Origin of the sequence: Lentzea waywayandensis (assembly GCF_900115955.1) — a bacterium.
Classification (GTDB): Bacteria; Actinomycetota; Actinomycetes; order Mycobacteriales; family Pseudonocardiaceae; genus Lentzea; species Lentzea waywayandensis.
Map to the genome: position 1 here is coordinate 214,467 of NZ_FOYL01000006.1, position 24,850 is coordinate 239,316.

Here is a 24,850-nt window from a genome sequence, read left to right on the forward strand (position 1 = left end):
AGGGTGAGGGCGTTCAGGCTCTGATGACCTTGGGGCCTAGCAACGTGTAGCGGTGGGCCTCGTGGGCGGACAGGCCGCTGTCCGTGACGACCGCCTCCAGATCGGAGACCTCGGCGAACCGGTGGAAGCTGGAGACGCCGAACTTCGTGTGCGTCCCGACGAAGATCTTGCGCCGGGAAGCGTTGAGCGCCTTGGCCTTCACCGCGCCGACCGCCGGGTCCGGGGTGGTCAGGCCGTGCTCGCGGGAGATGCCGTTCGCACCGATGTAGGCGAGGTCGATGACCATCTCGCCGAGCATCCTGGTGGTCCAGTGGTCCACAGTGGCCAGTGTGTGGCCCCTGACGCGGCCGCCCAGCAGCAGGACGGTGCACGACGGGTGCTCGGACATCGCCGCCGCGGTCGGCAGCGATGCGGTGATGATCGTGAGCGGGTTGGTCGTGGGCAACGCCTCCGCGACGAGCTGCGGCGTGTAGCCCTCGTCGATGAAGACGGTCTCGGCGTCGTCGAGCCGTTCGGCGGCGGCCTTCGCGATGCGGCGCTTCTCCGGGACGTGCGACCCGGCGCGGAACCGGAGTCCTGTCTCGAAGCCCGCGCTCTCGACGGGGACACCGCCACCGTGCGTGCGGCGCACGAGGCCGTGTTCGTCCAGTACGCGCAGGTCGCGCCGGACCGTTTCGGGCGCGACGCGCAGTTCCTGCGCCATCTCCACCACGTCGACGCGGCCGTCGGCGCGGGCCCTGGCCAGGATGCGCCGCTTGCGTTCCTCGGCTCGCATGTCACCTGCCCACTCGGCTCTCGGGTTGCCCGTTCGGGCCGTGCATAGATGAAACACCCTCGAAACATTGTGGTGGGCACCACAACTGGGTGAGATCCTGCCCGATTTATGCCCGGTTCGCAGTACGTGACGACTCGTTCACGCAGGTCGACCAGACTGGGCACGCCCGAACTGCCCTCTCCGTGTGCCCGGATGGCCGCCAGAAGGCTGCTGAATTCGGTGGAACCGGGCGGAGCGGGACGAAGTCGAACAGTGGTCTACGAGGGGACGAGACGCATGAAGTGGGTCGCGGGCCTGTTCGCCCTGGTGGTCCTGGCGCTCGGGCTGCTGCTCGGTCTGACCGGCTTCACGAAGTTCGATCCCACCGCGGGGACGAACTCCAGGCCCGTCACGGACCGGGGTGTCGCACGCGTGGCCGACTGCACGAGCGAGGGACCGGTCAGCAGGCGTGGCTTCGGCACCTGGTGGACGTGCCAGGCCGACGTCGTGTGGGAGAGCGGGAGACAGACGCGGGTGACGGCCGAACCGGACCAGCTCACGCCGTCCGACCAGGGCGCCGAGGTGCCGGTGGTGCAGCGGGGCGAGGGCAAGGTCCGCAACGGACCTGACAACCCGCCCGTGTACCGCGCCGATTTCGAGCCGAGCGTGGTGCTGGGTCTCGGCTCGGTGCTCGGGGGTCTGGGAATCGGTGGAATCGGGGCGCTGGCCGTTCTGGGCACGGTCACTTCCCGACGTAAGAAGGCACAGGAGAGGGACTACTAGATGAACCCGGCAGCAGCTGATCCCGACGCGATGATGCGTCAGTGGAACGAGCAGATCCAGGCCAAGCTTCGGCAGGCCGACGAGATGAAACAGGTCGCGAACGCGGTCAAGGTGACACAGCGTTCCTCTGACGGCTCGGTGTCCGTCACGGTCGACCAGAACGGTGTCGTCTCGGCACTGGACCTGACCGACGCGGCGTTGCGCAAGCAGCCCGCGCAGCTGTCGGCCGAGATCCTCGGCGCGATGCGCACGGCTCAGGCGCAGATCGCGGCCAGGATGCAGGAGGTCATGGCGCCCATCATCGGCGACGACTCCGCGACCATGGGTGCGCTGATGGGCGGCTACCACGAGCGCTTCCCGGAACCCCCGCCCGAGGACCCGAGGCCCCCGCGCCCCACCGGCCCCTCAGATGACGACGACTTCGGCGGGCACAACTTCGCCCGTGACAACAAGGGGTGGTGAGCGGCATGACCGGATCGTTCAACGTCCAGACGGAGGCGATGCGCGAGCACGCCAAGCGGCTGGACGGCATCGTGCGGCAGATCGAGACCGCGCAGCAGGCCATCGGGCAGGCGCGGATCAACGGCGCCAACGCGTACGGGATCCTCTGCAGCCCGTTGCTGGAGCCGATCATGGGCACCATCGAGGCCGCCGGCACCGGTGCGGTCAACACCGCGCACGGCGTCGTCGACGCCACTGTGGACGGTGTGAACGGGATGGCCGACGTCTACGACACCGTCGACCAGAAGCTCGGCGGCAACTTCAAGAAGATCGTCGAGAAGCTGGGGGAGCTGACCTCATGACCGCACCGAACCCGTTGGTGGCCAAGGCCCCCGACGCCCCCGGAGCCCTGGCGGGCCTCAACCTGGTCGAGCCGGCGGCGGACGCGGTCTCCGCGATCCAGCGCGGTGACTGGGCCGAGGCCGGCATCAACGTCCTGGGCGCGGGCATCGACGCGCTGGGCTTCATGACCGACCCGTTCGGCACGCTGCTGTCGTCGGCGTTCGCGTGGTTCATCGAGCACGTCGAGCCGTTGAAGTCGATGCTGGACTCGCTGGCCGGCAACCCTGGCGTGATCAACCAGAACGCCGCCACCTGGGGCAACGTCGGTGATCACCTCAAGAAGGCCGGCGAGGAGATGGCGCGCGTCGTCGACGGCGACACCAGTGCGTGGCGGGGTGCCGCGATCGACGCCTACACCGCGGTCGCCAAGGCGGAGGCGCTCGGCGTGAAGGCCGCCGGGCTCGCCGCCGAAGGTGTCGGCGCCGCGCTGACCGGTGCGGGCGTCGCCGTCGCCACGGTGCGGACGATCGTGCGTGACCTGATCTCGATGGCGATGAGCGAGCTCGTGCAGGCGCTGATCCGCTGGGCGGCCGCCGCGCTGCTCACGGTCGGGCTCGCCACGCCGGGCATCATCGCGGACGGCATCCGGCTGATCGTGAAGTGGGCCGACAAGGTATCGAAGTGGCTCGACAAGGTGATCACGACGATCCGGAACCTGTCGAAGGTCGTCAACAAGATCTTCGAGATCCTGGAGAAGTGCAAGGGCGGACTGGAGGCCATCATGCCGAAGGCCGCCGCCGGGGCCATTGTGGACACCACGGCGATCGGCGTGGTGAAGAACCTGCCGACCGAGGCCGCGAAGGCCGACGATTCTCCTTACGCCACGCGGTGAAGCCCGGGGGTGGCTCGCGGCCACCCCCGACCCCCCGTTCTACTTCAGCCAGGCCGCCGCGTCGGGCGGCAACTGGCCGTTCGTAAGCGGGATGCTTGACAACGTTGGCACGCTCGGCAGATCGATCGGTTCGTCCGACAGGTTGACGACGCAGGTGTGGTCGCCGCGCTGGAACGCCAGCACGTTCTCGCCGAGGTCGAGCCACTCCAGGTCGCCGTCGATGCCGCGGCGCTGCGCGAACACCTGCCGGTACAGGGCGAGCATCGACTCAGGGTCGTCCGACTGGACCGCGACCGAGAAGTCCTGCCAGTTCCCGGGCTGCGGCAACCAGCTCGGACCGTCCTCCGAGGACCAGGGGAGTGGCACGCGGCAGCCGTCGCGACCCCGGTCGGTGAAGCCGGAGCGGTGCCACACCGGGTCCTCGCGCAGCTCGTCCGGCAGGTCCTCGACCTCCCAGAGGCCCAGCTCCTCTCCCTGATAGACGTACACGCCACCGGGCAGCGCGGCGGTGAGCATGATCGCCGCACGGGCCCTTCTCGTCCCCAGATCGAAGTCGGTCGGGGCGCCGTGCTGCCTGTCCGCGAAGGAGAATCCCGTCTTCTCGCGGCCGTAGCGGGTCACGTGCCTCGTGACGTCGTGGTTGGAGAGCACCCAGGTCGGTGGCGCGCCAACGGGTGCGTGCGCGGCGAGCGTGCTGTCGACGACCTTGCGCAGCTCGTCGGCGTTCCACGGGCAGCAGAGGAAGTCGAAGTTGAACGCGCTGTGCATCTCGTCCTGCCGGAGATACCGGGCGAACCGGACCGGGTCCGGCAGCCACATCTCGCCGACGAGGATGCGGTCGCCGTCGTACTCGTCGACGATCTGCCGCCACCTGCGGTAGATCTCGTGCACGCCGTCCTGGTCGGAGTAGGGCAGGTCGGCGTCGGGCTTGCTGAAGTCCTTGACCAGGCCGTCCGCCACGTCGATGCGGAAGCCGTCGACACCGCGGTCGAGCCAGAACCGCAGGATGTCCTCGAACTCGTCGTGGACGACCGGGTTCTCCCAGTTGAAGTCCGGCTGCTCCGCGGCGTAGAGGTGCAGGTACCAGCGGCCGTCCTCGAGCTTGCTCCACGCGGGGCCGCCGAAGCGCGACTGCCAGTCGTTCGGGATCTCCTCGGTGTCACGGACGTGGAAGCGGTCCCACAGGCCGTCCTTGAACCACGGGTGCTGGTCGCTGCTGTGGTTCGGGACGAGGTCGATGATGATCCGGATGCCGAGTCCGTGCGCGTCCGCGATGAGCTTCTCGGCGTCGGCGAGCGACCCGAACACCGGCTCGATGTCGCGGTAGTCGGCCACGTCGTAGCCGCCGTCGGCGAGCGGGCTCGGGTACCACGGGTTGAGCCAGATCGCGTCGAAGCCGAGGTTCGCGATGTGCTGGAGCTTGGCGCGGAGGCCGGCCAGGTCGCCGATGCCGTCTCCGTTGCCGTCCGCGAAGCTGCGCAGGTAGACCTGGTAGATGGATGCGTTGCGCCACCAACTCATCTGGTGTCCTTTCAGCCTTTTACGCCGCCCGCGGTGAGCCCCGCGAGGATGTGCCGCTGGAACGCCAGGAACAGCGCCACCATCGGCAGGCTCGCCAGCACGAGGCCCGCGAGCAGGAGGTTGATCGGGGTGTCCGGGGCGAAGCGTTGAAGCGCGACGCTGAGCGTCTGCTTCGCCGGATCGGGGAACACGAGCAGCGGCCAGATGAAGTCCTTCCACGCCGCCACGACCGCGAAGATCGAGACGACGGCGAGGATGGGGCGTGAGATCGGCAGCACGATGCGGACGAGGGTCGTCCACGTTCCGGCGCCGTCGATCCTGGCCGCTTCGAGGAGCTCTTCCGGGATCTGGTCGAAGAAGCGCTTGAGCAGGTACACGTTCAGCGCGTTCGCCGCGGCCGGCAACCAGATGCCCGCCGGGTTGTTCAGCAGGTCGAGGTCGGTGAGCGTGAGGTACACCGGGACCAGCACGGCCGTCGACGGCAGCATCAGCGTCGCCAGCATCAGGCCCATGATCACGTTGCCGAAGATCGGGCGGAGTTTGCTCAGCGCGTAGGCCGCGGGCACGATCACGGCCATCTGCACGGCCCACGCGCCGATCGCGACGACGAACGTGTTGAGGAAGAACCGGCCGAGGTCCATGTAGTTCCAGGCGTCGACGTACGCGCCCGGCTCCCACGTCTCCGGCAGGATCGTCGGCGGTTGCTGCGCCAGTTCCGCCGGTGGCTTGAACGCGCCGAGCAGCACCCAGACCAGCGGGAGCAGGAAAGCCGCGGTGAACAGGATCAGCGTGAGGGTGAGGACGACCCAGTACGCCCTGCCCGTTCCCCTGGTGAGAGTCCTCATGCGTCGGCCTTCCGGGTGATCTTGAGGTACAGGAAGGAGAAGACGCCCAGCACCGCGAAGAGGATGAGGCTCAGCGCGCTCGCGGTGCCGAAGTCGTTGTAGTAGAAGGCGTAGCGGTACAGCAGCAGGAGCACGGTGACCGTGGACTCCTCCGGGCCGCCGCCGGTCATGATGAACGGCTCGGTGAAGATCTGCATGGTCGCCACCACCTGGAGCAGCAACAGCATCAGGATCACGAACTTGGTCTGCGGGATCGTGATGTGCCAGACCTTCTTGACGATCCCCGCGCCGTCCAGGTCGGCGGCCTCGTACAGCTCACCGGGGATGGTCTGCAACGCGGCCAGGTAGATCAGCGTGGCCGAGCCCATGTTCGCCCACGTGATCACCAGGACGAGGCTGATCATGCTGGTGTCGGCGGAGTCGAGCCATTGGCTCGTGGGCAGCCCGAGTCCTCTGAGGATCGAGTTGAACAGGCCCGGTCCCGGGTCGTAGAACCACTTCCACAGCAGGGCCGTGACGACCGGCGGCAACATCACCGGCAGGTAGACCAGCAACCGGAAGTAGCCCTTGGCGTGCCGCAGTTCGTTGAGCACGACGGCCGTCAGGAACGGGACGCCGAAACCCAGGACCAGCGCCAGAAGCGTGAAGTACAGCGTGTTGCGCCACGCCACCCCGAACAGCGGGTCCGCGAAGAGTCGCTCGAAGTTCTCCCAGCCCACCCAGTCGGGACTCGTGACGAAGTTGACCTGCTGGAAGCTCAGGACCACCCCGCGCACGATGGGGAACCAGGAGAACACCGCGAAGACGACCAGCGCGGCACTCAGAAAGCCGTACGCGGTGACGTGGCGCCGCACTTACTTCACCTGCGCCAGAACGGCGTTGACCTTGGTCTCGGCGTCCTTCAGCAGTGCCGCGTGGTCAGCGTCCTTGTTCGTCAGCACGGCCTGCACGACGGAGTCGAGGATCGCGTAGACCTGCTGTGCCTGCGGCGGTTCGAGCGAGCCCTTGGTCTTCTCCGAACCGTCCACATAGGCCTGGAAGTTCTGCACCGGCATGGTGGCGTACTTGGCCTTCAGGTCTTCCTGCTTCTTGCGCGGCTCGCCGGTCCAGATGTCCGCGATCGGCGGGATCGGCAGGCCCACGGGCTGACCGCGGTCCTTGTACTTCTGCAGGTTGCCCTCGAGGCGGTCCGGGTTCAGGTACTTCCACTGGATCCACTTCAGGCCCGCCTTGATCTTCTCCGGCGTCGCCTTCGGGTTGATCATGTAACCCTCGCCGCCGAGCAGGGTGCCCTTCTGCTCCGGGATCGCGGCCAGACCGTAGTCGTCGTACTTGCCCTTGAACTGGTTGACGATCGCGGCGACGTTGTCCGGCGCGGCCAGGTACATGCCGAGCTGCCCGGCGCCCATCATGTTCTGCACGTCGCCGATCTCCAGGAGCTGCTTGTCGCCCATGGAGTTGTCGTCCCAGCGCATCTCCTTGAGCCTGCGCAGGACTTCCTTGCCCTTGTCGTTGTTGAAGTCGGCCTTGTAGGTGTCGCCGTCCTTGCGCGCGATGTCACCGCCGACGGACTTCACCCACGTGGTGAAGTGCCAGCCGCCCTGGTTGCTCTTGCTGTACTCGGCGAACCCGGTGACACCGGCGTCCTTGAGCTTCTTGGCGGCGGCGCGCACCTCGTCCCACGTCTTCGGCGGAGAGTCGGGGTTCAGGCCGGCCTTCGTGAAGTTGGTGCGGCTGTAGAGCAGGCCCATCGTGTAGTTCGCGGTGGGCAGCCCGTAGACCTTGCCGCCGGCCGTGAAGACGTCCTTCAGCTCCTGCTTGAGGTCGCCGTAGTGCGGGACGTCCTTGACGTAGTCGGTGAGATCCGCGGCCTGCTTGCGGGCGATGAGCGCCCCGGGATCGGTGAAGTAGACGTAGAAGACGTCTTCGAGCTGACCGCCGGCGAGCTTGGCGGAGAACGTCTTCGGGTCCATGAACCCCTCGTGCGGCACGAGGTCGATGTCCTGGTTCTGCTTCTCGAACTCCGCGACGTCCTCGTCGAAGACCTTGCGGTCGAACGCCTGGGTCTGCGGCGGCTGACCATTGATGTTGATCGTGACCTTGCCGCCGGGCTCAGTCGTGGAACCGCTCCCACAGGCGGCGGTGCTCAGTACGAGGACACCGCCTAGCAGCACGGCAGCGGACTTCTTCATGGTGGGGCCGCCCTTCTCGCGAGCGCGTCGATGTGACGGCGACCATAAGTCCCCGTTACATCTGAACGCAATATCCAGACGAAAACTCGCAAGAAGACGACTGCGCTTGTTACCTCACCGGCGCACTGGACGCCCGCACCACCAACTCCGGCTCGAACAGCAACTCGTCCGGCGCCACCGCGTTGCCGGAGATCTGGTTGGCCAGCAGCTCGACGGCCGCCCGCCCCATCGCCTCAATGGGTTGCCGCACCGTCGTAAGAGGCGGATCAGTGCAGGTCATGAACGCCGAATCGTCGTACCCGATGATCGACACGTCCTTCGGCACGTCCAATCCCGCGCGCCGCACAGCCCTTATGGCGCCGAGTGCGAGTGGGTCGCTGGCGCAGATGATCGCCGTGACCCCGCGCTGCACGAGCTTCATCGCCGCCGCCTGTCCGCCCTCCAGGCTGAACATGGCGTGCTCGACGTCCGCACCACCGCACTTGTCGATGGCCTGCAACTTCCGCTGACTGGGCACGTGGTCCGGCGGCCCGAGAACCGCCCCGATCCGCTTGTGCCCGAGCGAGGTGAGGTGCCCGTAGGCCTGCTCGACGGCCACCGCGTCATCACACGACACCCGCGGGAACGCCAGGTCGTCTATGGCGGCGTTGACCAGCACCGCAGGCAACTTCCGCGACATCATCTGCTGGTAATGACCGTGACTCGCGTCCTTCTGCGCGTACAGCCCACCGGCGAACACGATCCCGCTGACGTGCTGTTCGAGGAGGAGTTCCAAGTACTCCGCCTCGGTCACCCCGCCGGCCGTCCGCGTGCACAGCACAGGCGTGAAGCCCCTTTGCGCCAGCGCGTTCCCGACCACGTCCGCGAACGCGGGGAAGATCGGGTTCTGCAGTTCGGGCAACACCAGCCCGACCAGCCTCGCCCGCTCACCCCGCAGCTGCGTCGGCCGTTCGTAACCCAGCACGTCAAGTGCCGTGAGCACCGCACTCCGCGTGGCGTCCGAGACCCCCGGCTTGCCGTTCAGCACCCGGCTGACGGTGGCCTCGCTGACCCCGACCTTGGCCGCGACCTCGGCCAGCCTCCGTTGCGTCATGGCGCAAGTGTACGCAATTTCTTGCGCTCGCTTGCAGCACCACGCTCACCCTCCTGGCAGGCGCCCGCCGAGGCACGTCGTGGCTAGGCTCCAATGCCATCCGCAGGTGAGGGAGACCGCGATGGCCACCGACCCGCTCAAGCCCGTACCCACCCCGGTGCCGCAGGTGCCGGAGCGCTCCTGCTGGCCGCTCAAGCCGAAGCCGGTCCGCGGAGTCGACTGGTTCCTGCGCATGCCCAACGGCGGCGGCACGGTCTACCTGCGGTCGGCCGACTGAGCTTCAGCCGCGCGCTTCCCGCCACAGCAACGCCACGCCGTGGCCCGGCAACATCCACGACCGCACGTCCAGGTCCCCGAGCTCGTCCGCGCGCAGCCACTGCGCCGCCTCCGTCCCGGACCGGAACGTGAACGGCATGATCCGGAACTCGTGGCCGGGGGAGTGGTCGACCGCGAGCTCGGTCGCGTCGAAGCTGATCGTGTCCACATAGGACGGATACGGCGACTGCCAGTACGCGAAGCCGTCGTTGGTGCGCTGCAAGGATCGTGACGACACGGTCAGGCCGAGGATCGCGCGCACGACGTGGTCGTCGGCGATGCCGCTGAGGTCGCACTCCAGGATGCGCAGGTCGCTCATGTGGTCCAGCGGGCTGAGCTTGGGGAGCGGGGCCATGGCCTCGCGGAAGAACGTCAGGTAGTTCGCCCACTGGTCGAACCTGACCTCGATCGGCGGGATCTGGCTCGGCTCGGCGGAGCGGCTCTGGCCGTCGTGGTCGAGGTAGTCGATCGTGATCTTGGTCGAGTCGCGGATGTCGTCCACCGAGTCGAGGAACAGCGACGCGTCCGGCATGAAGTAGAGCTCGAACAGGGGATAGCGGCAGGCGGCGCTGATCGTGTCGCGCAGGGTGGCGTTGCTGGTGGCGAAGATGACGAACCTGTCGACGGGGACGCTGTGCCGGAAGTGGTGCGTCTGCGTCGTGGTCAGGTGGTAGGTCTTGGTGTCGACGCCCTGCAACGCGAGCCGGACCGTCGTGCGGGTGCTGATCGTCAGGTCGTCGCCCTTGGGGCGCATGCCGTTGCCGCCGAGCACGCCGGACACCACGTCGTCGTTGCGCTGACTGGTGCCGTAGATCCTGGACAGGAACGCCTTGAGCACCTCGCTCGGCAGCAGGTGCTCGACGATGCCGGGGCCGGAGATGCGGCCGAGCTCGCTCACCAGCCGCTGGTGCAGGAACAGCTCGTAGGTGCCCAGCAGGAAACCGGCCAGCGCCGGCAACGGCCACAGCACGACCAGCACGTCGTGGAGCACGCTGCGCGACGTGGGCTGCCACAGCAGGACGACGGTCAGGTCGACGGCCGCGACGACGACCAGAAGGATCGCGACGGCGAGCGCTTGTCTGTGCCTGCGCGCCATCGCCACCTGGTCGCCGCCCCCTCACTCCACCGGTTGTCCATACATGGTGGGAGTGATGACCGATCGGCGCCAGACCCTTTCGGTCCTTGTCGTATCAGCAACGCCTCAGCGCGACTTGCCCCAGATCGGGTTGTCCGACACCCCGACGTAGGTGCTCAGTGACGCCCGCGGCTGGGTGTCGTCGCCGGCCACGTCGTTGTACAGCCCGAGCAGATGCGTGGTCATCGCGCTCTTCGCGCCCACCTCGTCGTGCCGGCGGAGGAACCAGATCACCTGCTCGTGCTCGTTCGCGGCACGGTTGTGCACCTCGCGCGACGGGTGTGCGTGCCGCTTGCAGTCCTGCAGACCGGGCACGAGCGCTTGGTACATCTGCTCCAGCAGCTCGTTGTGCGACGCGCGGATCAGCGCCGAGTGGAACTCCTCGTCCGACTCGATCACCTCCTGCATGTCGTCGATCGGCGCGCGCTGGTAGCGGCGGTTGAGCTTGGCCAGTTCGTCCAGCTCACCGTCGCCCGCGCGCACCGCGGCGAGCGACGCGGCGGTGGTCTCAAGTGCGATCCGCACTTCCAGCAGGTCGGTGTGGGAGAACTGCCTCGCGGCGAGCCTGCCTTCGAGGTGCTCCTCGACGGCGGCGAGATCGGTGCGGCGGACGTACCAGCCCAGGCCGCGGCGGACCTCGACGATGCCCTGCAGCTGAAGCCGCTGCAGCGCTGTACGCAACGACGACCGGGCGACATCCAGTTTGCGAGCCAGTTCCGGCTCGGTGGGGAGACGATCGCCGGCCTTGAGCGTGCCACCGATGATCTGCTCCCGGAGCTTCTGCTCGATGAGTTCCGGGAGGGGCCGTCGCGAATCTGGCGAGAGCGACCAGCTCTCGCCGAAATGGACGTCATCGGCGGGCATTGGTCCAGCGTAGGCCTGTTGCCTGTCGGTTGCAACTTGTCTGGCAACCTGGCGACCGTTGACAGACAACCTACAACACGGGACCCTGAACACATGGCGAGACGCCCAGGACCGCCCACACCTGGGAGCCCGGACTCGCCTAGTCGGGAGGGAAACGAGATGTCCACAGGGAGTGCACTCGGAATCGCCGCCGCCGTCGCAGTCACCGTCACCGCGATCGGATGGCGGACCGTGCTCACGATGGTCGCCGTCTCGATCGTCGCGCTTGCCGTCGTCGGCTTCGTGAACGTCACCAGCATCATCTTCAGCTGATGAACCAACCAGGTGCCCCGGCCGCGTCTTCGCCAGACGCGACCGGGGCACCTGGTTTTCTGTGGGGGGATCCACTGTGTCGTGCAGGTCACCATGTGCTCTAAAGTTGCGCCGCATCAGGGCCGCATCGATGTGGTGGGGTTCATGACCCATGGCGTCGGGGGACGTGAGTACGGGGTCTTAGGTGACGGGTGCGCCCGCTGTGAGTACGCATGCGCTGCATGCGGCGCTGATTCCTGCGCCCTCCCTGGTGGACGAGAGACGCACCCTGTACCGCCTGGCGGCCGAGATGTTCGCGCCGGGAACCGAGTTGTCCGACAACCTCGCGGATCACCCGATCGTCCGATACGAGATCGGCAGGGCGCTCGCCGGCCACGGTGGTCTGGATCCCGCGCAACTGACTCGGGTCGCCTCGATGAGCGTGCGTGACGTCGGGGTGCGTGTTGCTTCGGACCCGTCCGCGGCCGAGGTGCTCGAAGCGCCGCTGCGCATCGTCGCCCCACCCGGTGTGCGTCCGGAGCCGCTGACCGAAGCCGACGGCGAACGGTTCGAGCGCGCTCTGGAGATCGTGGAAGAGGGCGTCCTGCTGCTGGGCAAGTTCGCGCCGGACATGGCGGAGGACCTCCTCGCGCACGTCTCGATGCTCGCGGTGCTCAAACGAGAGACCTCTGGCGGGCTCGTGTCGGCGTCGTCGCGGTACGTCCCCGGCATCGTGTTGATCGACGAACCCCGGCTTCCGATGGAGGTCGCGGAAGCGCTGGTTCACGAAGGAGCGCACGAAAAGTTCTTCGACCTCGCCATCGCGAAAGAATTTCTTGACGTGAGTGCCGAGGACGCGGATTATTTCGAGACTTCGTGGTCGCACGTACGATGGCCACTGGAACAGACGTTCGCGGCTTGGCATGCTTACAGCTGCCTCGCGCAGTTCAACTTGTCGATTGGCGCCGAACAATGCGGCCCTGATTCATTGCTGGCGAAAGCAAGGAAGCGGGCCGACGAGATCGGCGAGTGGTTGCTCGCGCATGAAACGGACCTCTGTGCGGATGCCCGGTGGCTGCTTCGTGCCCTGGTGAGCGACACGATCGAACTTACAGGTGAGGTCGCCTCGCCGTCGCATGTGGACGGTGCGACACTGTCCCCGCATATTTCAGAGGACTGCCATTTTCACCCGCTACCGGACGTGCGCCACAAGCGCGCGACAACGGGGCGAGTAGTGGCGGGCAGGGTGGCCTCGCCACCTGAGGTCTTCTGGCTCGACGAGGACGCGAGCTGGACTCTGTGCCAGTGGCGTCACGATAGAACCGCGAAAACGTTCGGGTGGATCCTCGCCCGGGCGACCGAGGAATGGCAGGTCGGCTCCGCCGCGGCGGCGGTCCGGCTCGAAAAGGCACTCGGTTCGCTTCTCGCTTCGTCTCTCGTCGAGATGCCCGACAAAGCACATTAGTCGCCTCCCGAGAAGGAACCATGACCTCCCCGAACCAGCCTTCACGCCTGCCGCAGTTCCCGCAGAACGCCGGCATGCCTGTTGCTCACCCCGTGCCAGGGGTGGGCCCGGTGATCGGTCAGCCGGTCACTCCCGTTCAGTGGTTCAGGCGTATGCCGACCGGGGGAACGGTCTACGTGAAGCCCGCCGAGGGCTCGCAGAGCTGATCTTCGCGTTGATCTTCAAACGCCGAACGGGGCCGTCTGTCGGCCCCGTTCGGCGTTTGGTCGTTTGGGGATACGACTTCACAGAGCAATAACAACTCGGCCACAGGGGTGACCGTTGGCCGTCATCTAGACCGTTCGGGCGACGTCGATGGTCTTAGATCGCGGCAACCGCCGATCAACGGAGTGACCCGATGCGTTTGACGCCCCTGAGAAGAGCCGGCCTGCTCGCTTCGGCCGCCATGGCCGCCGTGGCCACGCTCGCCCTGGCGACCACCTCCCTCGCTCAGCCGGAGGTGCCGACCACGGACGACCCGCGTGCGACGCCGTTCCTCAAGAACGTCGACATCAACCACCCCGAGGCCTGCACGGTCGGCGGACTGACCGGCTCGACGGTCCATCCGAACCTGTTCGAGTACACGGGTGGCGACAACGAGCAGTACCTCACCATCACCGGCCTGCCCGAGGGCATCAAGGTGACCGGCATCGTCGTGAAGGGCGGGGACAAGTTCAACGTCTACCTCGCCGACAAGCTCGGTGCGGCGCTGCCGTGGGAGAAGCTGCGGTCGCCGTTCAACAACGGTGGGCAAATCCCGCAGATCAGCCACTGGTACGGCTGTGGTGTCAAGGACACGACGACCACGACGACGACGACCACCACCACGACGACGACCTCGACGGTGACGCACTCGTCCACCCCGAGCTCGACTTCCAGCACCACCACCACGACCACCGGGCCGTCGTCCTCCGAGGTCGCGCCCACCACGACCACCACGGCCGCGGTCGTGCCGGTCGCGCAGGAAGACGACCTGGCGTCCACCGGGTTCGGGTCCGCGTGGCTGCTCGGCCTGGGTGCCGCGCTCGTGGCCGCAGGAGCCGCGGTGCTGCTCGTGATGCGCAGGCGTCGCGCCTAACTGTTCTCCTTCAGCAAGCCCCAGAGCGTGCCGAAGAGGATTCACACCTCTAGTTGGAACTCCACGTCCGAAGAAGCCGCCCCGCCGCCGTAGACGTCCACGGCGCGTTGGGCGGCTTCTTTGCCGCGTGCGCCTGCCAGGCAGGCCAGGTCCCAGCCGATCGGGCCGCGCCAGGTGTCCTCGAAGTCGTTCCAGACCGGGCCGGACGGGGTGATCAGCACGTTGCCGTAGTGCGAGTCGCCGTGGAGTGCCTGGACGTCGTTGTAGTGCGCGTCCCACTCGGACAGCAGTTCGGCGCGGCGGGAGCGGAACTGCTCCAGGTCCGGCACGCCCAGGCCGTCCAGGTGGATCAGGGTGTTGTCGACGTCGTCCATGGGGCCGCGCGTGGGCAAAGCGCCGTCGTAGAACTTCAGCTCGGCGTGCAGTTCGGGCAGCAGCTTGAGCACCTCGGGCCGAGTCAGCTCGGCCGAGGCGTCGTGCGGGACGTACGTGCTGAACGTGAACACGAAGCCGTCACGCGTGTGAGGTCCGGGAGGTAGCTCCGCAGAAGGCGTCACGACCGGCACGCCGCGTGCGGCCAGGAAGGCCGACACCGACAGGTCGCGCGCGAAGTGGTCAGCGACGGTGGGGCGCATCAGGGCCGTGCGTGCGGCGATTCGGGCCACTACCGGGGCCGGGCGCAGGTGCACGATGACGTTGCTGCCGTCCTCCAGCACGACCGGATCGGCACAGACCACGCCGTGCGAGGCCGCCAACGACACTGCGGCGCGCACGCCTCCCAAAGCATTCACGGCTTGAAGGCTGGCATCAGCCCTGAGGGAGAAGCGACTCCATTTCCGCGATCTCCTTCTCCTGGTGGCTGACGACGTCCTGGGCGAGCTTGCGGGTCTCCGGGTCGGTGCCGGCCGAGAGGTGCTTCTGCGCCATGTCCACGGCGCCGCGGTGGTGCTGGATCATCAGCGACAGCCACTGGCGGTCGAAGTCGGTGCCGTCGAGCTCCGCGAGGTTGCCCAGTTCGACCATGCCGTGCTGCTCGGCGTGGCCGTGCGAGCTGTGCGACGACGCCTGCACCGGCGCGTTCCACGACTTGAGCCAGCCGTTCATGCGGTCGATCTCGGGCTTCTGCGCACCCTCGATGCGTTTGGCCAGATCGATCACGTGCGGGTTCTCCGTGCGGCTCGCGACTAGCCCGGACATCTCCAGCGCCTGTTCGTGGTGCGGGACCATTCCCCGCGCGAACTCGACGTCCGCCGAGTTGTGCGTGGCGGGAGAGCCGCAGGCGGCCAGCAACAGGACAGAAGCGACAGCGAGCAATCGGAGCACGGCGGCAGGATACGTGTGACGTGCGCTACGCCGCTGGCCACCGGCCATGGCCCACCCGAATGGAGCTGATCGGCTCCGTCTAATATCCCGGGGAGTTTCCCGAACGAACTGGTCCCACCAAGGCCTGGAGGCACCGTGACGGCCGTAGCCCCGCAGCCGATCGCAACGCGTCCTTATCCGACGCGCACTGCGGTCAAGGGGTCCTTCCTGCTGCGGATGTTCCGCACCACGGACCACAAGCAAATCGGCATCATGTACCTGGTCACCTCGTTCGCCTTCTTCATGGTCGGCGGCGCGATGGCCATGCTGATGCGGACCGAGCTGGCCCGGCCCGGAATGCAGTTCCTCTCGCAGGAACAGTTCAACCAGCTCTTCACGATGCACGGCACCGTGATGCTGCTGCTGTACGCGACGCCGATCGTCTTCGGCTTCGCGAACTTCGTTCTGCCGCTGCAGATCGGCTCGCCCGACGTGGCGTTCCCGCGGCTCAACGCCTTCTCGTACTGGCTCTACCTCTTCGGTGGCCTGATCGTGATGGCGGGCTTCATCACCCCCGGTGGTGCGGCTGACTTCGGCTGGTTCGCGTACACGCCGCTCAGCAACGCCATCCACTCGCCCGGCGTCGGCGCCGACCTGTGGATCTCCGGCCTGGTGGTCGGTGGTCTCGGCACCATCCTCGGCGCGGTGAACATGATCACCACCGTGGTCTGCCTGCGCGCGCCCGGCATGACGATGTTCCGGATGCCGATCTTCACCTGGAACATCCTGGTGACGTCGGTGCTGGTGCTGCTCGCGTTCCCGATCCTGACCGCGGCCCTGCTGGGCCTGCTGGCGGACCGGCATCTCGGCGCCCACGTGTTCGACCCCGCCAACGGCGGCGTGATCCTGTGGCAGCACCTCTTCTGGTTCTTCGGGCATCCGGAGGTCTACATCGTCGCCTTGCCGTTCTTCGGCATCGTGTCGGAGATCTTCCCGGTGTTCAGCCGCAAGCCGATCTTCGGTTACAACGGCCTGGTCTACGCGACGCTCGGCATCGCGGCCCTGTCCGTCGCCGTGTGGGCGCACCACATGTACGCGACCGGCGCCGTGCTGCTGCCGTTCTTCGCCTTCATGACGTTCCTCATCGCGGTCCCGACCGGTGTGAAGTTCTTCAACTGGATCGGCACGATGTGGAAGGGCCAGCTGACGTTCGAGACGCCCATGCTGTTCAGCATCGGCTTCATCGTGACGTTCCTCTTCGGTGGTCTGTCCGGCATCCTGCTGGCCGCGCCCGCGATCGACTTCCACGTGTCGGACACGTACTTCGTCGTCGCGCACTTCCACTACGTGCTCTACGGCACGATCGTGTTCGCGACCTTCGCGGGTATCTACTTCTGGTTCCCGAAGATCACCGGCCGCTTCATGGACGAGCCGCTCGGCAAGCTGCACTTCTGGACGACGTTCCTCGGCTTCCACGCGACGTTCCTCGTCCAGCACTGGCTGGGCAACGAGGGCATGCCGCGCCGGTACGCCGACTACCTCGCGTCCGACGGCTTCACGACGCTGAACATGATCTCGACGATCGGCGCCTACATCCTGGGCGCGTCGACGCTGCCGTTCATCTGGAACGTCTTCCGGAGCTACCGCTTCGGTGAGGTCGTGAAGGTGGACGACCCGTGGGGCTACGGCAACTCGCTCGAGTGGGCCACCTCGTCCCCGCCGCCGCGGCACAACTTCACCGAGCTGCCCCGGATCCGTTCGGAGCGCCCGGCGTTCGAGCTGCACTACCCGCACATGATCGAGCGGATCCGGAACGAGGGCCACGTGACCTTCACCGGCAAGACGATCGCGCACAAGGACGCCAAGCCCGCTCCCTCGGAGCTCGCTGCAGCGGCCATCAAGTCCGGCACGGCCTCCGAGAAGGACGATCCGGACCACGACAAGTAACCTGCCAGTAACAGGTTCAACGCTGAGCCCCGGTCGCCATGTCGCGTCCGGGGCTCTTCGCGTCCTACGAGGAGACGACGACGTGAAAACGCCCGTGCTCATCACCGTGACCGGCCCCGACAAGCCCGGCGTCTCCTCGGTGCTGTTCGCCGTGCTGACACGGCACGGCGTCGAGGTGCTCGACGTGGAGCAGGTCGTGATCCGGGGCCGGCTGGTGCTCGGCGCGCTGGTCTCGACCGACCACGACCCCGAGGGCCTGCAGGAGTCGGTCGAGCAGGCCATGGCCACCGTCTCGATGCACGTGGAGATCGAGATCGGCGCGGACTCGAAGCGCACCGCGCGCCTGGAGTCGTCGCACGTGCTGATCGTGCTCGGCCGCCCGGTGACGGCGAAGGCGTTCACCGAGGTCGCGCGCCGGCTCGCCTCGCTCGGCGTGAACATCGACGCGATCCGCGGCGTCGCCGACTACCCCGTCACGGGCCTTGAGCTGCGCGTTTCGGTCGCGGACGACACCATGGAGAACGACACGCAGCTGCGGTCCGCGCTCGCCGAGGTGTCGGTGCGGGTGGGCCTCGACATCGCGGTCGAGCGGGCCGGCCTGACGCGGCGGGCCAAGCGCCTGGTGGTGTTCGACGTCGACTCCACGCTGATCCAGGGCGAGGTGATCGAGATGCTGGCCGCGCACGTCGGGTGCGAGGAGCAGGTGCGCGAGATCACCGAGGCCGCCATGCGCGGTGAGCTCGACTTCGCCGAGTCGCTGCGGCGCCGGGTGGCGTTGCTGGAGGGCCTCGACGAGAAGGTGCTGGCGGAGGTCGGGGCTTCGTTGGAGCTCACGGCCGGTGCGCGCACGACGATCCGGACGTTGAAGCGCCTCGGCTTCTACTGCGGGGTGGTGTCCGGAGGGTTCACGTCGGTGATCACGGGCCTCGCGGACGAGCTGCAGCTGGACTTCTGCGCGGCGAACACGCTGGAGGTCGTGGACGGCAAGCTGACCGGCCAGGTGATCGGCGAGATCGTCGACCGGCCGGGCAAGGCCGTGGCGCTGCGCCGGTTCGCCGAGGAGGTCGGTGTCTCGCTCGCGCAGTGCGTGGCGGTCGGTGACGGCGCGAACGACATCGACATGCTCGGCGCGGCCGGGCTGGGCATCGCGTTCAACGCCAAGCCCGCTCTGCGTGAAGTCGCGGACACGGCGTTGTCGCACCCGTTCCTGGACGCTGTTCTGTTCATCCTCGGTGTGACGAGGGCCGAGGTGGAGGCCGCGGACGCCGCGGACGGCTTGGAGCTGACCCGGCTGTGATGATTCTCGACCTGATCGCCTCCCGGAACTACGCGGAGGAGTCCGAAGTCCGCGCGATGCCGATGGTGTTGCGCATCGAACGTGTCGATCCGCCGTCCAGGACGGCGTTGCTCGAAGCCGCGGCCGCTTCGGCGGTCGCGGTGTGTCTCGACCCACGCGCCGATGTCGGCGGCGAGTGGCACGAGGCCGTGCGGGCATGGGTGGCCGGGCGGATCCGCAAGGTGTCGCGGCGGGCCCGTGGCGTGCAGTGGGACGCCGTGCAGGAGCTGCCAGGGGTGACGATCACCGTGGACGGTGCGTCGGTCCGGTCGTTGCTGCCGGTGCTGGTGACCGAGACGCCGCGGGAGGTCGCCAAGCTGCAGATCTCCGGGTCTGACCTGCCTCCTGACGAGCCCGGAGCGGTGCCTGAGGGCGCGCGGCTGCTGTACGTGAACCCGCGTGTCGAGATGTCCGCCGGGAAGCTCGCGGCCCAGGTCGGGCACGCGTCGATGCTGCTGGCGCCGCGCCTGTCCGAGACCGAGCTCAAGGCGTGGGCGCTGCTGGACTACCGGTGTGCCGTGCGGACCCCGTCCGTCGCGGAGTGGGACGCGCTGATCGGTCGCGACGACGTCGTCGCGGTGCGGGACGCGGGTTTCACGGAGGTCGAGCCGGGCACCACGACGGTGCTCGCTGTTTAGAAGCGCGCGAACCGGGTAAATCCGCCTCGTGGGCTTACTCGACGTTCTCGACGCCCGGCTCGGTGACGGGCTGGAGAACCTGCTGTGCTCGCACCACGCGCGAAGACTGCGGCGGCTGGGGTGGGGCGAGGTGCTCGACGGCGACGGCGCGGGGTGGTTCACTCCGCGCCGGACCGTGCAGCACGGCAACAAGATCGAGGTCCTGATCGACGGCGCCGCCGCGTTTCCCGCCGTGGCAGAGGCGATCGAGAACGCGCAGAAGTACGTGCACATCGCGAACTGGCACGCGTCGCCGGACTTCCGGCTGACCCGCGAGCCGGGCGCGCCGCAGTTGCGCGAGCTGCTTTCGGCTGCCGCGGAACGGGTTCCGGTGCGCGTGCTGCTCTGGGCCGGTCCGCCCTTCCCCATGTTCGAACCCACGCGCAAGCGCGCTTTGGCCGCACAGAAGGCTTTCCTGGAGTGCGGTGCCGTCCGGTGCGAGCTGGACGCGCGCGAACGGACCCTGCACTGCCACCACGAGAAGATCGTGATCGTCGACGACGTGGCGTTCGTCGGCGGCCTTGACATGACGGCGGTGGAGGGCGACCGGCACGACTCGCCGGAGCACCCGCCGCGTGACCTCGGCTGGCACGACCACGTGGCCAAGCTGGAAGGTCCCGTCGTGGCGGAGGTGGCCTCGCACTTCGCGGCGCGATGGCTGGAGATCGCGGGGGAGACCCTGCCCGCGCCCGTCGTGCCGCCGGAGGCCGGATCGTCGTCCGTGCAGATGGTGCGCACGATTCCGGAGAAGACCTACTCGTTCGCGCCGCACGGCGACTTCAGCCTGCTCGACTCGTACCTGCGGGCGCTGCGGTCGGCGGAGTCGTTGGTGTACATGGAGAACCAGTTCCTGTGGTCGCCGGAGATCACCGAGGTCCTGCTGGACAAGCTGAGCAACCCGCCGTCGCCCGAGTTCCGGATGGTGCTGCTGCTGCCGCAGAAGCCCAGCAACGGCGCCGACACCACCCGCGGTCAGCTGGGCCGGTTGTTCGACGCGGACACCGACGAGCGACTCGTCGCCGCAACCCTTGTCTCCCATGGCGATGCCCCGGTCTACATCCACGCCAAACTGGCCATTGTGGACGATCGGTGGCTCACGGTCGGCTCGGCGAACCTGAACGAGCACTCGCTGTTCAACGACACCGAGGTCAACGTGGTGACCGACGACCCGGAGGTGGCCCGCTCGACCCGCCTGCGGCTGTGGACCGAGCACCTGGGCGCGGACGTCTCAGGGCCCGCGCATCTCGTGGTCGACGAGATCTGGCGACCTGCTCTGGAGCGTCCGGCGCGCGTGACGTCGTTGCCCGGTGTGTCCCGTCGTGCCGGAAGATTGCAAGGACCGTTACGTGGATTGCTGGTCGACGGCTGACCTGCGCCGCTAGCGTGGCGGCGTGGCCAACGAGGTGACGATCCCGCTGCTGCCGTGCGCCTCCATCGACGAGGTGGCCGAGTTCTACGTGATGCTCGGGTTCACGGTCACGTACCGGCAGTACCGGCCGAACGCGTACCTGTCGGTGCGCCGCTCGGAGATCAACCTGCACTTCTTCGGCATTCCGGGCTACGAGCCCGCCGAGTCGTACAGTTCGTGCCTGATCCAGGTCGAGGACCCGCGTGAGCTGTACGAGGCGTTCGCCCACGGCATGCGCGCGGTCTACGGGCAGGTGCTGCTCACCGGCATTCCGCGGATGACGCGGCCGCGGCGGGACGGGTTCCTGATGGTCGACCCCGGCGGCAACTGGATCCGGGTGGTGCCGGCCGTGCGGGAGCGGGAGTCCACGCGCAACGGGCTGACCAGGGCGTTGACCAACGCGGTGACGCTGGCCGGCTCGCACGGGGCGGAGCGGCAGGCGTTGAAGATCCTCGAAGGGGCGCTGGTGCGGGAGGTGCACGCCTCGGAGGAGGAGCGGGCGTCGGCTTTGGAGTTCCGCGAAGAGCTGCTTGAACGGCTCGGCTTGCACGGCTGATGCGGTGAGCCGCTGTGTCCTGGCTCGACGAGGACGCGAGCTGGACTCTGGGAGCGCATCGGCACGATAGGGCGCGACGCTAGAGCCGCACTCGAAGATGATCGCGGCTTTGGGCGTGACGAGCCCTGTTGGAGGTGGCCGCGGTGTTTCTCACGGTACTTGGAATCCTTCTGAGCCTCACCAGCATCCTGGTGACGGTCGCGATCTACCGCCTGCAGAAGCGCGCCGAGCGTGACCGCAAGGAGAAGAAGCGGGAGGCGGAGCTCAAGGCCGCGAGGAAGCGCATCGCCGAGCTGGAAGCTCGCGATGAACCAGGCCGGTCGTCTTGGGCGGGTCGAGGCCGGTCGACTTGGACGGGTCGAGGCCGACGGCCTTGACGGCTTAATCTACATAGGTAGTATTGGTGGCGTGGAGCCACTGCAACGCATCGGCAAGGCCACCGTCGACGTGCTCGAGGTGCTGCTCGGCGCAGACGAGCCGCGCTGGGGCCTGGAGATCATCAAGCTCACCGGCAGGCCGTCCGGGAGCGTCTACCCCCTGCTGGACCGGCTGGAACGGGCCGGGTGGGTCACCTCGACCTGGGATGACGACGCGGAGCGGCGCGGACCGCGCCGGCGGATGTACCGGCTGACCGCCGAAGGGGCCGCGGAAGCCCGTCGGGTGGTGGCTCGGGCGGCTCCGGCGCCGCGGTTCGCGCCTAGGACGGCGCAATGAGAGTCGCGTTGTTGTTGGTGCGGTTCGCTGCGGCCGTTGTGGGCGATGAGCGCTATCGCGAGCAGTGGGAAGCGGATGTCGTTGGCGCGCGCGAACTGGGCATGTCGCCGTTCGGGGTGGCGTTCGGGGCTGTGCGCGCTGCTGTTGCCATACCTTCGAAAGGGGCTGTCGTGGCTGGTATCGGTCCGTTGGGCATCGCCTTGAAGCACGCGGGGACGTCGCGGGGGCGAGTGGTCGTCATTGCCGTCGTGTCCGCGTTGTTGTTGCTGGGTGGAGTCGTGATGCTATTCGCATGAGCAAATAGCTCCGTGTCGTTTTGGCTGATCCGGGCTTAGCTTCGGGCGGTGGCAAACGAACTGACGATTCCACTCCTTCCCTGTCAGGACATCGACGAGATCGCGTCGTTCTACGAGATGCTCGGCTTCTCGATCACCTATCGGCAGACGCGGCCGAACCCGTACGTCTGCGTGCGGCGTGAAGACATCAACCTGCACTTCTACGGGATGGACGGCCACGTTCCGGAGCAGTCGCACAGCACGTGCGTGATCATCGTGGAGGACACCGGTCCGCTTTTCGAGGACTTCGCGGCCCGAATGCGTGCTGTGCACGGGAAGTTGCTCATCTCCGGCATTCCGCGGATGACCCGGCCGCGGCTGCGCAACGACCGGTACACCGGGTTCGCCGTCATCGATCCGGCCGGCAACTGGATCCGGGTCAGCAAGTCCACCCAGGAACCCGCGGCGCGCACCAAGCTCGCGAAAGCCATGGAGGACGCGGCACGGCTGGGGGACGCGAAGGGGGACGAGCGGCAGGCGTTGAAGATCCTCGAAGGCGCGCTTCGGCGGACCGACGGTTCCGAACCGGAACTGGCGGAAGCCCAGGCCTACCGCGACGAACTGATCGAGCGGATCAAGGGGTCTGAGCCTCGTCCAGGCGCTTGAGGGCGCCGCGGACCACCTCCGGGTCGTAGGTGGTCCAGAACGGGGGGAGTGAGGCCCTGATGAATCCGCCGTAGCGAGCGGTGGCGATGCGCGGATCGAGGACGGCGACCACGCCCTTGTCCGACATCGAGCGCAGCAACCTGCCGGCGCCCTGGGCCATCAGCAGGGCGGCGTGCGTGGCGGCGACGGTCAGGAAGCCGTTGCCGCCACGTGAGCTCACCGCCTTCTGACGGGCGGAGGCCAGCGGGTCGTCGGGCCTCGGGAACGGGATCCGGTCCATGATCACGAGCTGGAGGCTCGGCCCCGGGACGTCGACGCCCTGCCACAGCGACAGCGTGCCGAACAGGCAGGAGCGCTCGTCCTCGGAGAACTTCTTGACCAGCAGGCCCGTCGCGTCGTCGCCCTGGCACAGGATCGGGTACTCGAGCTTGTCCCGCAGCGCCTCCGTGGCCGCCTTCGCCGCGCGCATCGAGGAGAACAGGCCGAGCGCGCGGCCGCCCGCCGCGTTCACCAGGCCCTCGATCTCGTCGAGGTACTCCGGCGGCAGGCCGTCGCGCCCCGGCTGCGGCAGATGCCTTGCCACGTAGAGGATGCCGCTCGTCCCGTGCTGGAACGGCGAGCCGACGTCGAGGCCCGACCACTTCGGACCGTCGATGTCCTTGTCGGTCGCGGCGCCCTCGATCTTGCGGACCTTCTCCGACGGCGGCAGGCCCCACTGACGCGCCATCGTGTCGAAGGCGCCGCCGAGCGTCAGCGTCGCGGACGTGAGAACGGTGGTGCGCTTGGCGAACAGCCGCTCCCGGAGGAGCCCGCCCACGCCGAGCGGGGCGACCCTGATGGACGGTGCCTTCTGGTTGAAGTCGCCCGACACCCACACGACGTCGCGTTCCTCGTCGAACGCCTCCAGCACCCGCACCGCGCAGTCGTGGACCTCCTCCAGCAACGCCAGCGCGAGCTTGCGCGCCGTCGCCCCGTCCGGGTCCTCCTTGCGTTCCGACCCCATGGCCGACATGCAGGCGTGCGCCGCGTCGCGCGTGGCCGCCAGCGCGCCCGCGAGCGCCCTGGGCAGCGCGTCCAGCCGGCCGGACGGCATGTCCTCGAGGATCATCGCCAGCCCGTCACTGGCCTCGGCCAGCCGGTCCGCGATGTCCTGGTCGATGAGGCGCCCGCACCTCCGCGCCGCCATCGAGACGCTCGCGCCGCTCAGTTCCTCCGTGGCCACCGACGTGATGCGGTCGACCAGGTCGTGCGCCTCGTCGATCACCACCACGTCGTGGTCCGGCAGAACCTGGTAGCCCTCCAACGCGTCGATGGCGAGCATCGCGTGGTTCGTGACCACCACGTCCGCCTTGCCCGCCTCGGCCCGCGCCCGTTCCGCGAAGCAGTCGGCCCCGATCGGGCACTTCGAGACGCCGAGGCACTCCCGAGCCGTGACGCTGACCTGCCGCCACGCCTGCTCGCTGACGCCGGGCACCAGTTCGTCGCGGTCTCCGGTCTCGGTGTCCGACGACCACTCGTGCAGCCGCTTCACCTCGCGCCCGAGCTTCGACACCGCGAACGGGTCGAACAGCGCGTCCTCCTCCGGCTCGTCCGGAGCCCCGTTGTGCACGCGATGCATGCACAGGTAGTTCCTGCGGCCCTTGAGGATCGCGAACGTGGGCTCCCGCCCCAGGTCCTTCTTGAGCGCCTTGGACAGCCGAGGCAGATCCCGGTCGACCAGCTGCCGCTGCAACGCGATCGTGGCCGTCGAGACCACGACGGTCTCGGCCTCGGCCACCGCGTGCCGGATGGCCGGCACCAGGTACGCCAGCGACTTGCCGGTACCCGTGCCCGCCTGCACCGCGAGATGCTCGCCCGTGCGGATCGAGTGGTCGACGGCCTCGGCCATCTCCACCTGACCAGGACGCTCCGCGCCACCC

Annotated in this window: 29 protein-coding genes; 18 read left to right on the forward strand and 11 right to left on the reverse strand. The window is 67.8% G+C overall.

Features of this window, described 5'->3' with window-relative positions; translation table 11 throughout:
* Positions 1-13: 13 nt before the first annotated feature.
* The gene (locus BM417_RS24200) at positions 14-775 is read right to left on the reverse strand and encodes a DeoR/GlpR family DNA-binding transcription regulator (protein ID WP_093598618.1); all 762 of its coding nucleotides are present in this window, start codon (positions 773-775) and stop codon (positions 14-16) included.
* A gap of 276 nt (positions 776-1,051) precedes the next feature.
* Here BM417_RS24200 and BM417_RS24205 point away from each other — a divergent pair, with 276 nt between their 5' ends.
* The 4 genes from BM417_RS24205 to BM417_RS24220 are packed head-to-tail and all read left to right on the forward strand — an operon-like array spanning position 1,052 to position 3,212.
* Complete coding sequence (locus BM417_RS24205; RefSeq protein ID WP_093598621.1) at positions 1,052-1,537, forward strand: DUF6346 domain-containing protein; 486 nt, start codon at positions 1,052-1,054, stop codon at positions 1,535-1,537.
* On the forward strand, positions 1,538-1,999 hold the full coding sequence (locus BM417_RS24210) for a YbaB/EbfC family nucleoid-associated protein (protein ID WP_093598624.1): 462 nt from the start codon (positions 1,538-1,540) through the stop codon (positions 1,997-1,999). It abuts the gene before it with no gap.
* Between the two features lie 5 nt (positions 2,000-2,004).
* Positions 2,005-2,340, forward strand: coding sequence for a type VII secretion target (locus BM417_RS24215; protein WP_093599309.1), 336 nt, complete (start codon positions 2,005-2,007; stop codon positions 2,338-2,340).
* The gene (locus tag BM417_RS24220; protein WP_093598627.1) at positions 2,337-3,212 is read left to right on the forward strand and encodes a hypothetical protein; all 876 of its coding nucleotides are present in this window, start codon (positions 2,337-2,339) and stop codon (positions 3,210-3,212) included. Before BM417_RS24215 ends, BM417_RS24220 begins: the two co-directional genes overlap by 4 nt.
* 39 nt (positions 3,213-3,251) lie before the next feature.
* Here the strand turns inward: BM417_RS24220 and BM417_RS24225 are convergent, their stop codons facing one another.
* From BM417_RS24225 to BM417_RS24240, 5 genes are all read right to left on the reverse strand, one after another.
* Positions 3,252-4,733, reverse strand: a complete 1,482-nt coding sequence (locus tag BM417_RS24225; protein ID WP_093598630.1) for a glycoside hydrolase family 13 protein — start codon at positions 4,731-4,733, stop codon at positions 3,252-3,254.
* Between the two features lie 11 nt (positions 4,734-4,744).
* Positions 4,745-5,578, reverse strand: a complete 834-nt coding sequence (locus tag BM417_RS24230; RefSeq protein ID WP_093598633.1) for a carbohydrate ABC transporter permease — start codon at positions 5,576-5,578, stop codon at positions 4,745-4,747.
* Positions 5,575-6,432 (reverse strand): carbohydrate ABC transporter permease, encoded by an 858-nt coding sequence (locus BM417_RS47920; RefSeq protein WP_177320576.1) that lies wholly within the window; start codon positions 6,430-6,432, stop codon positions 5,575-5,577. The genes BM417_RS24230 and BM417_RS47920 overlap by 4 nt, the downstream gene beginning before the upstream one ends.
* Positions 6,433-7,770, reverse strand: coding sequence for an ABC transporter substrate-binding protein (locus tag BM417_RS47925; protein WP_177320577.1), 1,338 nt, complete (start codon positions 7,768-7,770; stop codon positions 6,433-6,435).
* Between the two features lie 109 nt (positions 7,771-7,879).
* The gene (locus tag BM417_RS24240) at positions 7,880-8,863 is read right to left on the reverse strand and encodes a LacI family DNA-binding transcriptional regulator (RefSeq protein WP_093598636.1); all 984 of its coding nucleotides are present in this window, start codon (positions 8,861-8,863) and stop codon (positions 7,880-7,882) included.
* Positions 8,864-8,984: 121 nt separating this feature from the next.
* Between BM417_RS24240 and BM417_RS47930 the strand changes: the two genes are divergently transcribed.
* Positions 8,985-9,140 (forward strand): hypothetical protein, encoded by a 156-nt coding sequence (locus tag BM417_RS47930; protein WP_177320578.1) that lies wholly within the window; start codon positions 8,985-8,987, stop codon positions 9,138-9,140.
* A 3-nt stretch (positions 9,141-9,143) separates the two neighbouring features.
* Here the strand turns inward: BM417_RS47930 and BM417_RS24245 are convergent, their stop codons facing one another.
* Both BM417_RS24245 and BM417_RS24250 read right to left on the reverse strand, forming a co-directional pair.
* Complete coding sequence (locus tag BM417_RS24245; protein ID WP_245822130.1) at positions 9,144-10,274, reverse strand: hypothetical protein; 1,131 nt, start codon at positions 10,272-10,274, stop codon at positions 9,144-9,146.
* Between the two features lie 105 nt (positions 10,275-10,379).
* Positions 10,380-11,177: a FadR/GntR family transcriptional regulator gene (locus BM417_RS24250; RefSeq protein WP_093598639.1), complete on the reverse strand. Its 798-nt coding sequence runs from the start codon at positions 11,175-11,177 to the stop codon at positions 10,380-10,382.
* 159 nt (positions 11,178-11,336) lie between these two features.
* On the opposite strand from BM417_RS24250, the gene BM417_RS47935 reads away from it, so the two are divergent.
* From BM417_RS47935 to BM417_RS24260, 4 genes are all read left to right on the forward strand, one after another.
* Positions 11,337-11,489 carry a hypothetical protein gene (locus BM417_RS47935; protein WP_177320579.1) on the forward strand — a complete coding sequence of 51 codons (153 nt, stop codon included), beginning with the start codon at positions 11,337-11,339 and terminating at the stop codon, positions 11,487-11,489.
* A gap of 184 nt (positions 11,490-11,673) precedes the next feature.
* Entirely contained in the window at positions 11,674-12,933 is a 1,260-nt protein-coding gene (locus BM417_RS24255) for an aKG-HExxH-type peptide beta-hydroxylase (protein WP_218164542.1), read from the forward strand.
* 20 nt (positions 12,934-12,953) lie between these two features.
* Positions 12,954-13,139 (forward strand): hypothetical protein, encoded by a 186-nt coding sequence (locus BM417_RS46960; protein ID WP_143138787.1) that lies wholly within the window; start codon positions 12,954-12,956, stop codon positions 13,137-13,139.
* Between the two features lie 191 nt (positions 13,140-13,330).
* Complete coding sequence (locus BM417_RS24260; protein WP_093598645.1) at positions 13,331-14,050, forward strand: LPXTG cell wall anchor domain-containing protein; 720 nt, start codon at positions 13,331-13,333, stop codon at positions 14,048-14,050.
* Between the two features lie 41 nt (positions 14,051-14,091).
* Here the strand turns inward: BM417_RS24260 and BM417_RS24265 are convergent, their stop codons facing one another.
* A complete protein-coding gene (locus tag BM417_RS24265) occupies positions 14,092-14,841 on the reverse strand; it encodes a phosphotransferase (protein ID WP_143138788.1) in 750 nt (249 codons plus the stop codon).
* Between the two features lie 16 nt (positions 14,842-14,857).
* Complete coding sequence (locus BM417_RS24270; RefSeq protein WP_177320580.1) at positions 14,858-15,373, reverse strand: DUF305 domain-containing protein; 516 nt, start codon at positions 15,371-15,373, stop codon at positions 14,858-14,860.
* A 135-nt stretch (positions 15,374-15,508) separates the two neighbouring features.
* Between BM417_RS24270 and ctaD the strand changes: the two genes are divergently transcribed.
* The 9 genes from ctaD to BM417_RS24315 all read left to right on the forward strand — a co-directional run bounded on the left by ctaD (position 15,509) and on the right by BM417_RS24315 (position 22,931).
* On the forward strand, positions 15,509-17,299 hold the full coding sequence (gene ctaD / locus BM417_RS24275; RefSeq protein ID WP_093598654.1) for an aa3-type cytochrome oxidase subunit I: 1,791 nt from the start codon (positions 15,509-15,511) through the stop codon (positions 17,297-17,299).
* An 82-nt stretch (positions 17,300-17,381) separates the two neighbouring features.
* Complete coding sequence (serB, locus tag BM417_RS24280) at positions 17,382-18,596, forward strand: phosphoserine phosphatase SerB (protein ID WP_218164543.1); 1,215 nt, start codon at positions 17,382-17,384, stop codon at positions 18,594-18,596.
* On the forward strand, positions 18,596-19,273 hold the full coding sequence (locus BM417_RS24285) for a peptidyl-tRNA hydrolase (protein ID WP_093599315.1): 678 nt from the start codon (positions 18,596-18,598) through the stop codon (positions 19,271-19,273). The genes serB and BM417_RS24285 overlap by 1 nt, the downstream gene beginning before the upstream one ends.
* A gap of 28 nt (positions 19,274-19,301) precedes the next feature.
* A complete protein-coding gene (locus tag BM417_RS24290) occupies positions 19,302-20,681 on the forward strand; it encodes a phospholipase D-like domain-containing protein (protein ID WP_093598660.1) in 1,380 nt (459 codons plus the stop codon).
* A 22-nt stretch (positions 20,682-20,703) separates the two neighbouring features.
* A complete protein-coding gene (locus BM417_RS24295; protein ID WP_093598663.1) occupies positions 20,704-21,276 on the forward strand; it encodes a bleomycin resistance protein in 573 nt (190 codons plus the stop codon).
* A 128-nt stretch (positions 21,277-21,404) separates the two neighbouring features.
* On the forward strand, positions 21,405-21,653 hold the full coding sequence (locus tag BM417_RS24300) for a hypothetical protein (RefSeq protein ID WP_093598666.1): 249 nt from the start codon (positions 21,405-21,407) through the stop codon (positions 21,651-21,653).
* Positions 21,654-21,684: 31 nt separating this feature from the next.
* Positions 21,685-21,990, forward strand: coding sequence for a helix-turn-helix transcriptional regulator (locus BM417_RS24305; protein ID WP_093598669.1), 306 nt, complete (start codon positions 21,685-21,687; stop codon positions 21,988-21,990).
* On the forward strand, positions 21,987-22,286 hold the full coding sequence (locus BM417_RS24310; protein ID WP_093598672.1) for a hypothetical protein: 300 nt from the start codon (positions 21,987-21,989) through the stop codon (positions 22,284-22,286). The genes BM417_RS24305 and BM417_RS24310 overlap by 4 nt, the downstream gene beginning before the upstream one ends.
* 48 nt (positions 22,287-22,334) lie before the next feature.
* Positions 22,335-22,931 carry a hypothetical protein gene (locus BM417_RS24315; RefSeq protein WP_093598675.1) on the forward strand — a complete coding sequence of 199 codons (597 nt, stop codon included), beginning with the start codon at positions 22,335-22,337 and terminating at the stop codon, positions 22,929-22,931.
* Here the strand turns inward: BM417_RS24315 and BM417_RS24320 are convergent.
* Entirely contained in the window at positions 22,900-24,819 is a 1,920-nt protein-coding gene (locus tag BM417_RS24320) for an ATP-dependent DNA helicase (RefSeq protein WP_093599318.1), read from the reverse strand. The genes BM417_RS24315 and BM417_RS24320 overlap by 32 nt on opposite strands.
* Positions 24,820-24,850 lie beyond the last annotated feature (31 nt).

Excerpts from the sequence above, each read along its gene's own strand:
- BM417_RS24200 (WP_093598618.1), bottom strand. The coding sequence starts at position 775 with ATGCGAGCCGAGGAACGCAAGCGGCGCATCCTGGCCAGGGCCCGCGCC.
- BM417_RS24205 (WP_093598621.1), top strand. The coding sequence starts at position 1,052 with ATGAAGTGGGTCGCGGGCCTGTTCGCCCTGGTGGTCCTGGCGCTCGGG.
- BM417_RS24210 (WP_093598624.1), top strand. The coding sequence starts at position 1,538 with ATGAACCCGGCAGCAGCTGATCCCGACGCGATGATGCGTCAGTGGAAC.
- BM417_RS24215 (WP_093599309.1), top strand. The coding sequence starts at position 2,005 with ATGACCGGATCGTTCAACGTCCAGACGGAGGCGATGCGCGAGCACGCC.
- BM417_RS24220 (WP_093598627.1), top strand. The coding sequence starts at position 2,337 with ATGACCGCACCGAACCCGTTGGTGGCCAAGGCCCCCGACGCCCCCGGA.
- BM417_RS24225 (WP_093598630.1), bottom strand. The coding sequence starts at position 4,733 with ATGAGTTGGTGGCGCAACGCATCCATCTACCAGGTCTACCTGCGCAGC.
- BM417_RS24230 (WP_093598633.1), bottom strand. The coding sequence starts at position 5,578 with ATGAGGACTCTCACCAGGGGAACGGGCAGGGCGTACTGGGTCGTCCTC.
- BM417_RS47925 (WP_177320577.1), bottom strand. The coding sequence starts at position 7,770 with ATGAAGAAGTCCGCTGCCGTGCTGCTAGGCGGTGTCCTCGTACTGAGC.
- BM417_RS24240 (WP_093598636.1), bottom strand. The coding sequence starts at position 8,863 with ATGACGCAACGGAGGCTGGCCGAGGTCGCGGCCAAGGTCGGGGTCAGC.
- BM417_RS47930 (WP_177320578.1), top strand. The coding sequence starts at position 8,985 with ATGGCCACCGACCCGCTCAAGCCCGTACCCACCCCGGTGCCGCAGGTG.
- BM417_RS24245 (WP_245822130.1), bottom strand. The coding sequence starts at position 10,274 with ATGGCGCGCAGGCACAGACAAGCGCTCGCCGTCGCGATCCTTCTGGTC.
- BM417_RS24250 (WP_093598639.1), bottom strand. The coding sequence starts at position 11,177 with ATGCCCGCCGATGACGTCCATTTCGGCGAGAGCTGGTCGCTCTCGCCA.
- BM417_RS47935 (WP_177320579.1), top strand. The coding sequence starts at position 11,337 with ATGTCCACAGGGAGTGCACTCGGAATCGCCGCCGCCGTCGCAGTCACC.
- BM417_RS46960 (WP_143138787.1), top strand. The coding sequence starts at position 12,954 with ATGACCTCCCCGAACCAGCCTTCACGCCTGCCGCAGTTCCCGCAGAAC.
- BM417_RS24260 (WP_093598645.1), top strand. The coding sequence starts at position 13,331 with ATGCGTTTGACGCCCCTGAGAAGAGCCGGCCTGCTCGCTTCGGCCGCC.
- BM417_RS24285 (WP_093599315.1), top strand. The coding sequence starts at position 18,596 with ATGATTCTCGACCTGATCGCCTCCCGGAACTACGCGGAGGAGTCCGAA.
- BM417_RS24310 (WP_093598672.1), top strand. The coding sequence starts at position 21,987 with ATGAGAGTCGCGTTGTTGTTGGTGCGGTTCGCTGCGGCCGTTGTGGGC.
- BM417_RS24320 (WP_093599318.1), bottom strand. The coding sequence starts at position 24,819 with ATGGCCGAGGCCGTCGACCACTCGATCCGCACGGGCGAGCATCTCGCG.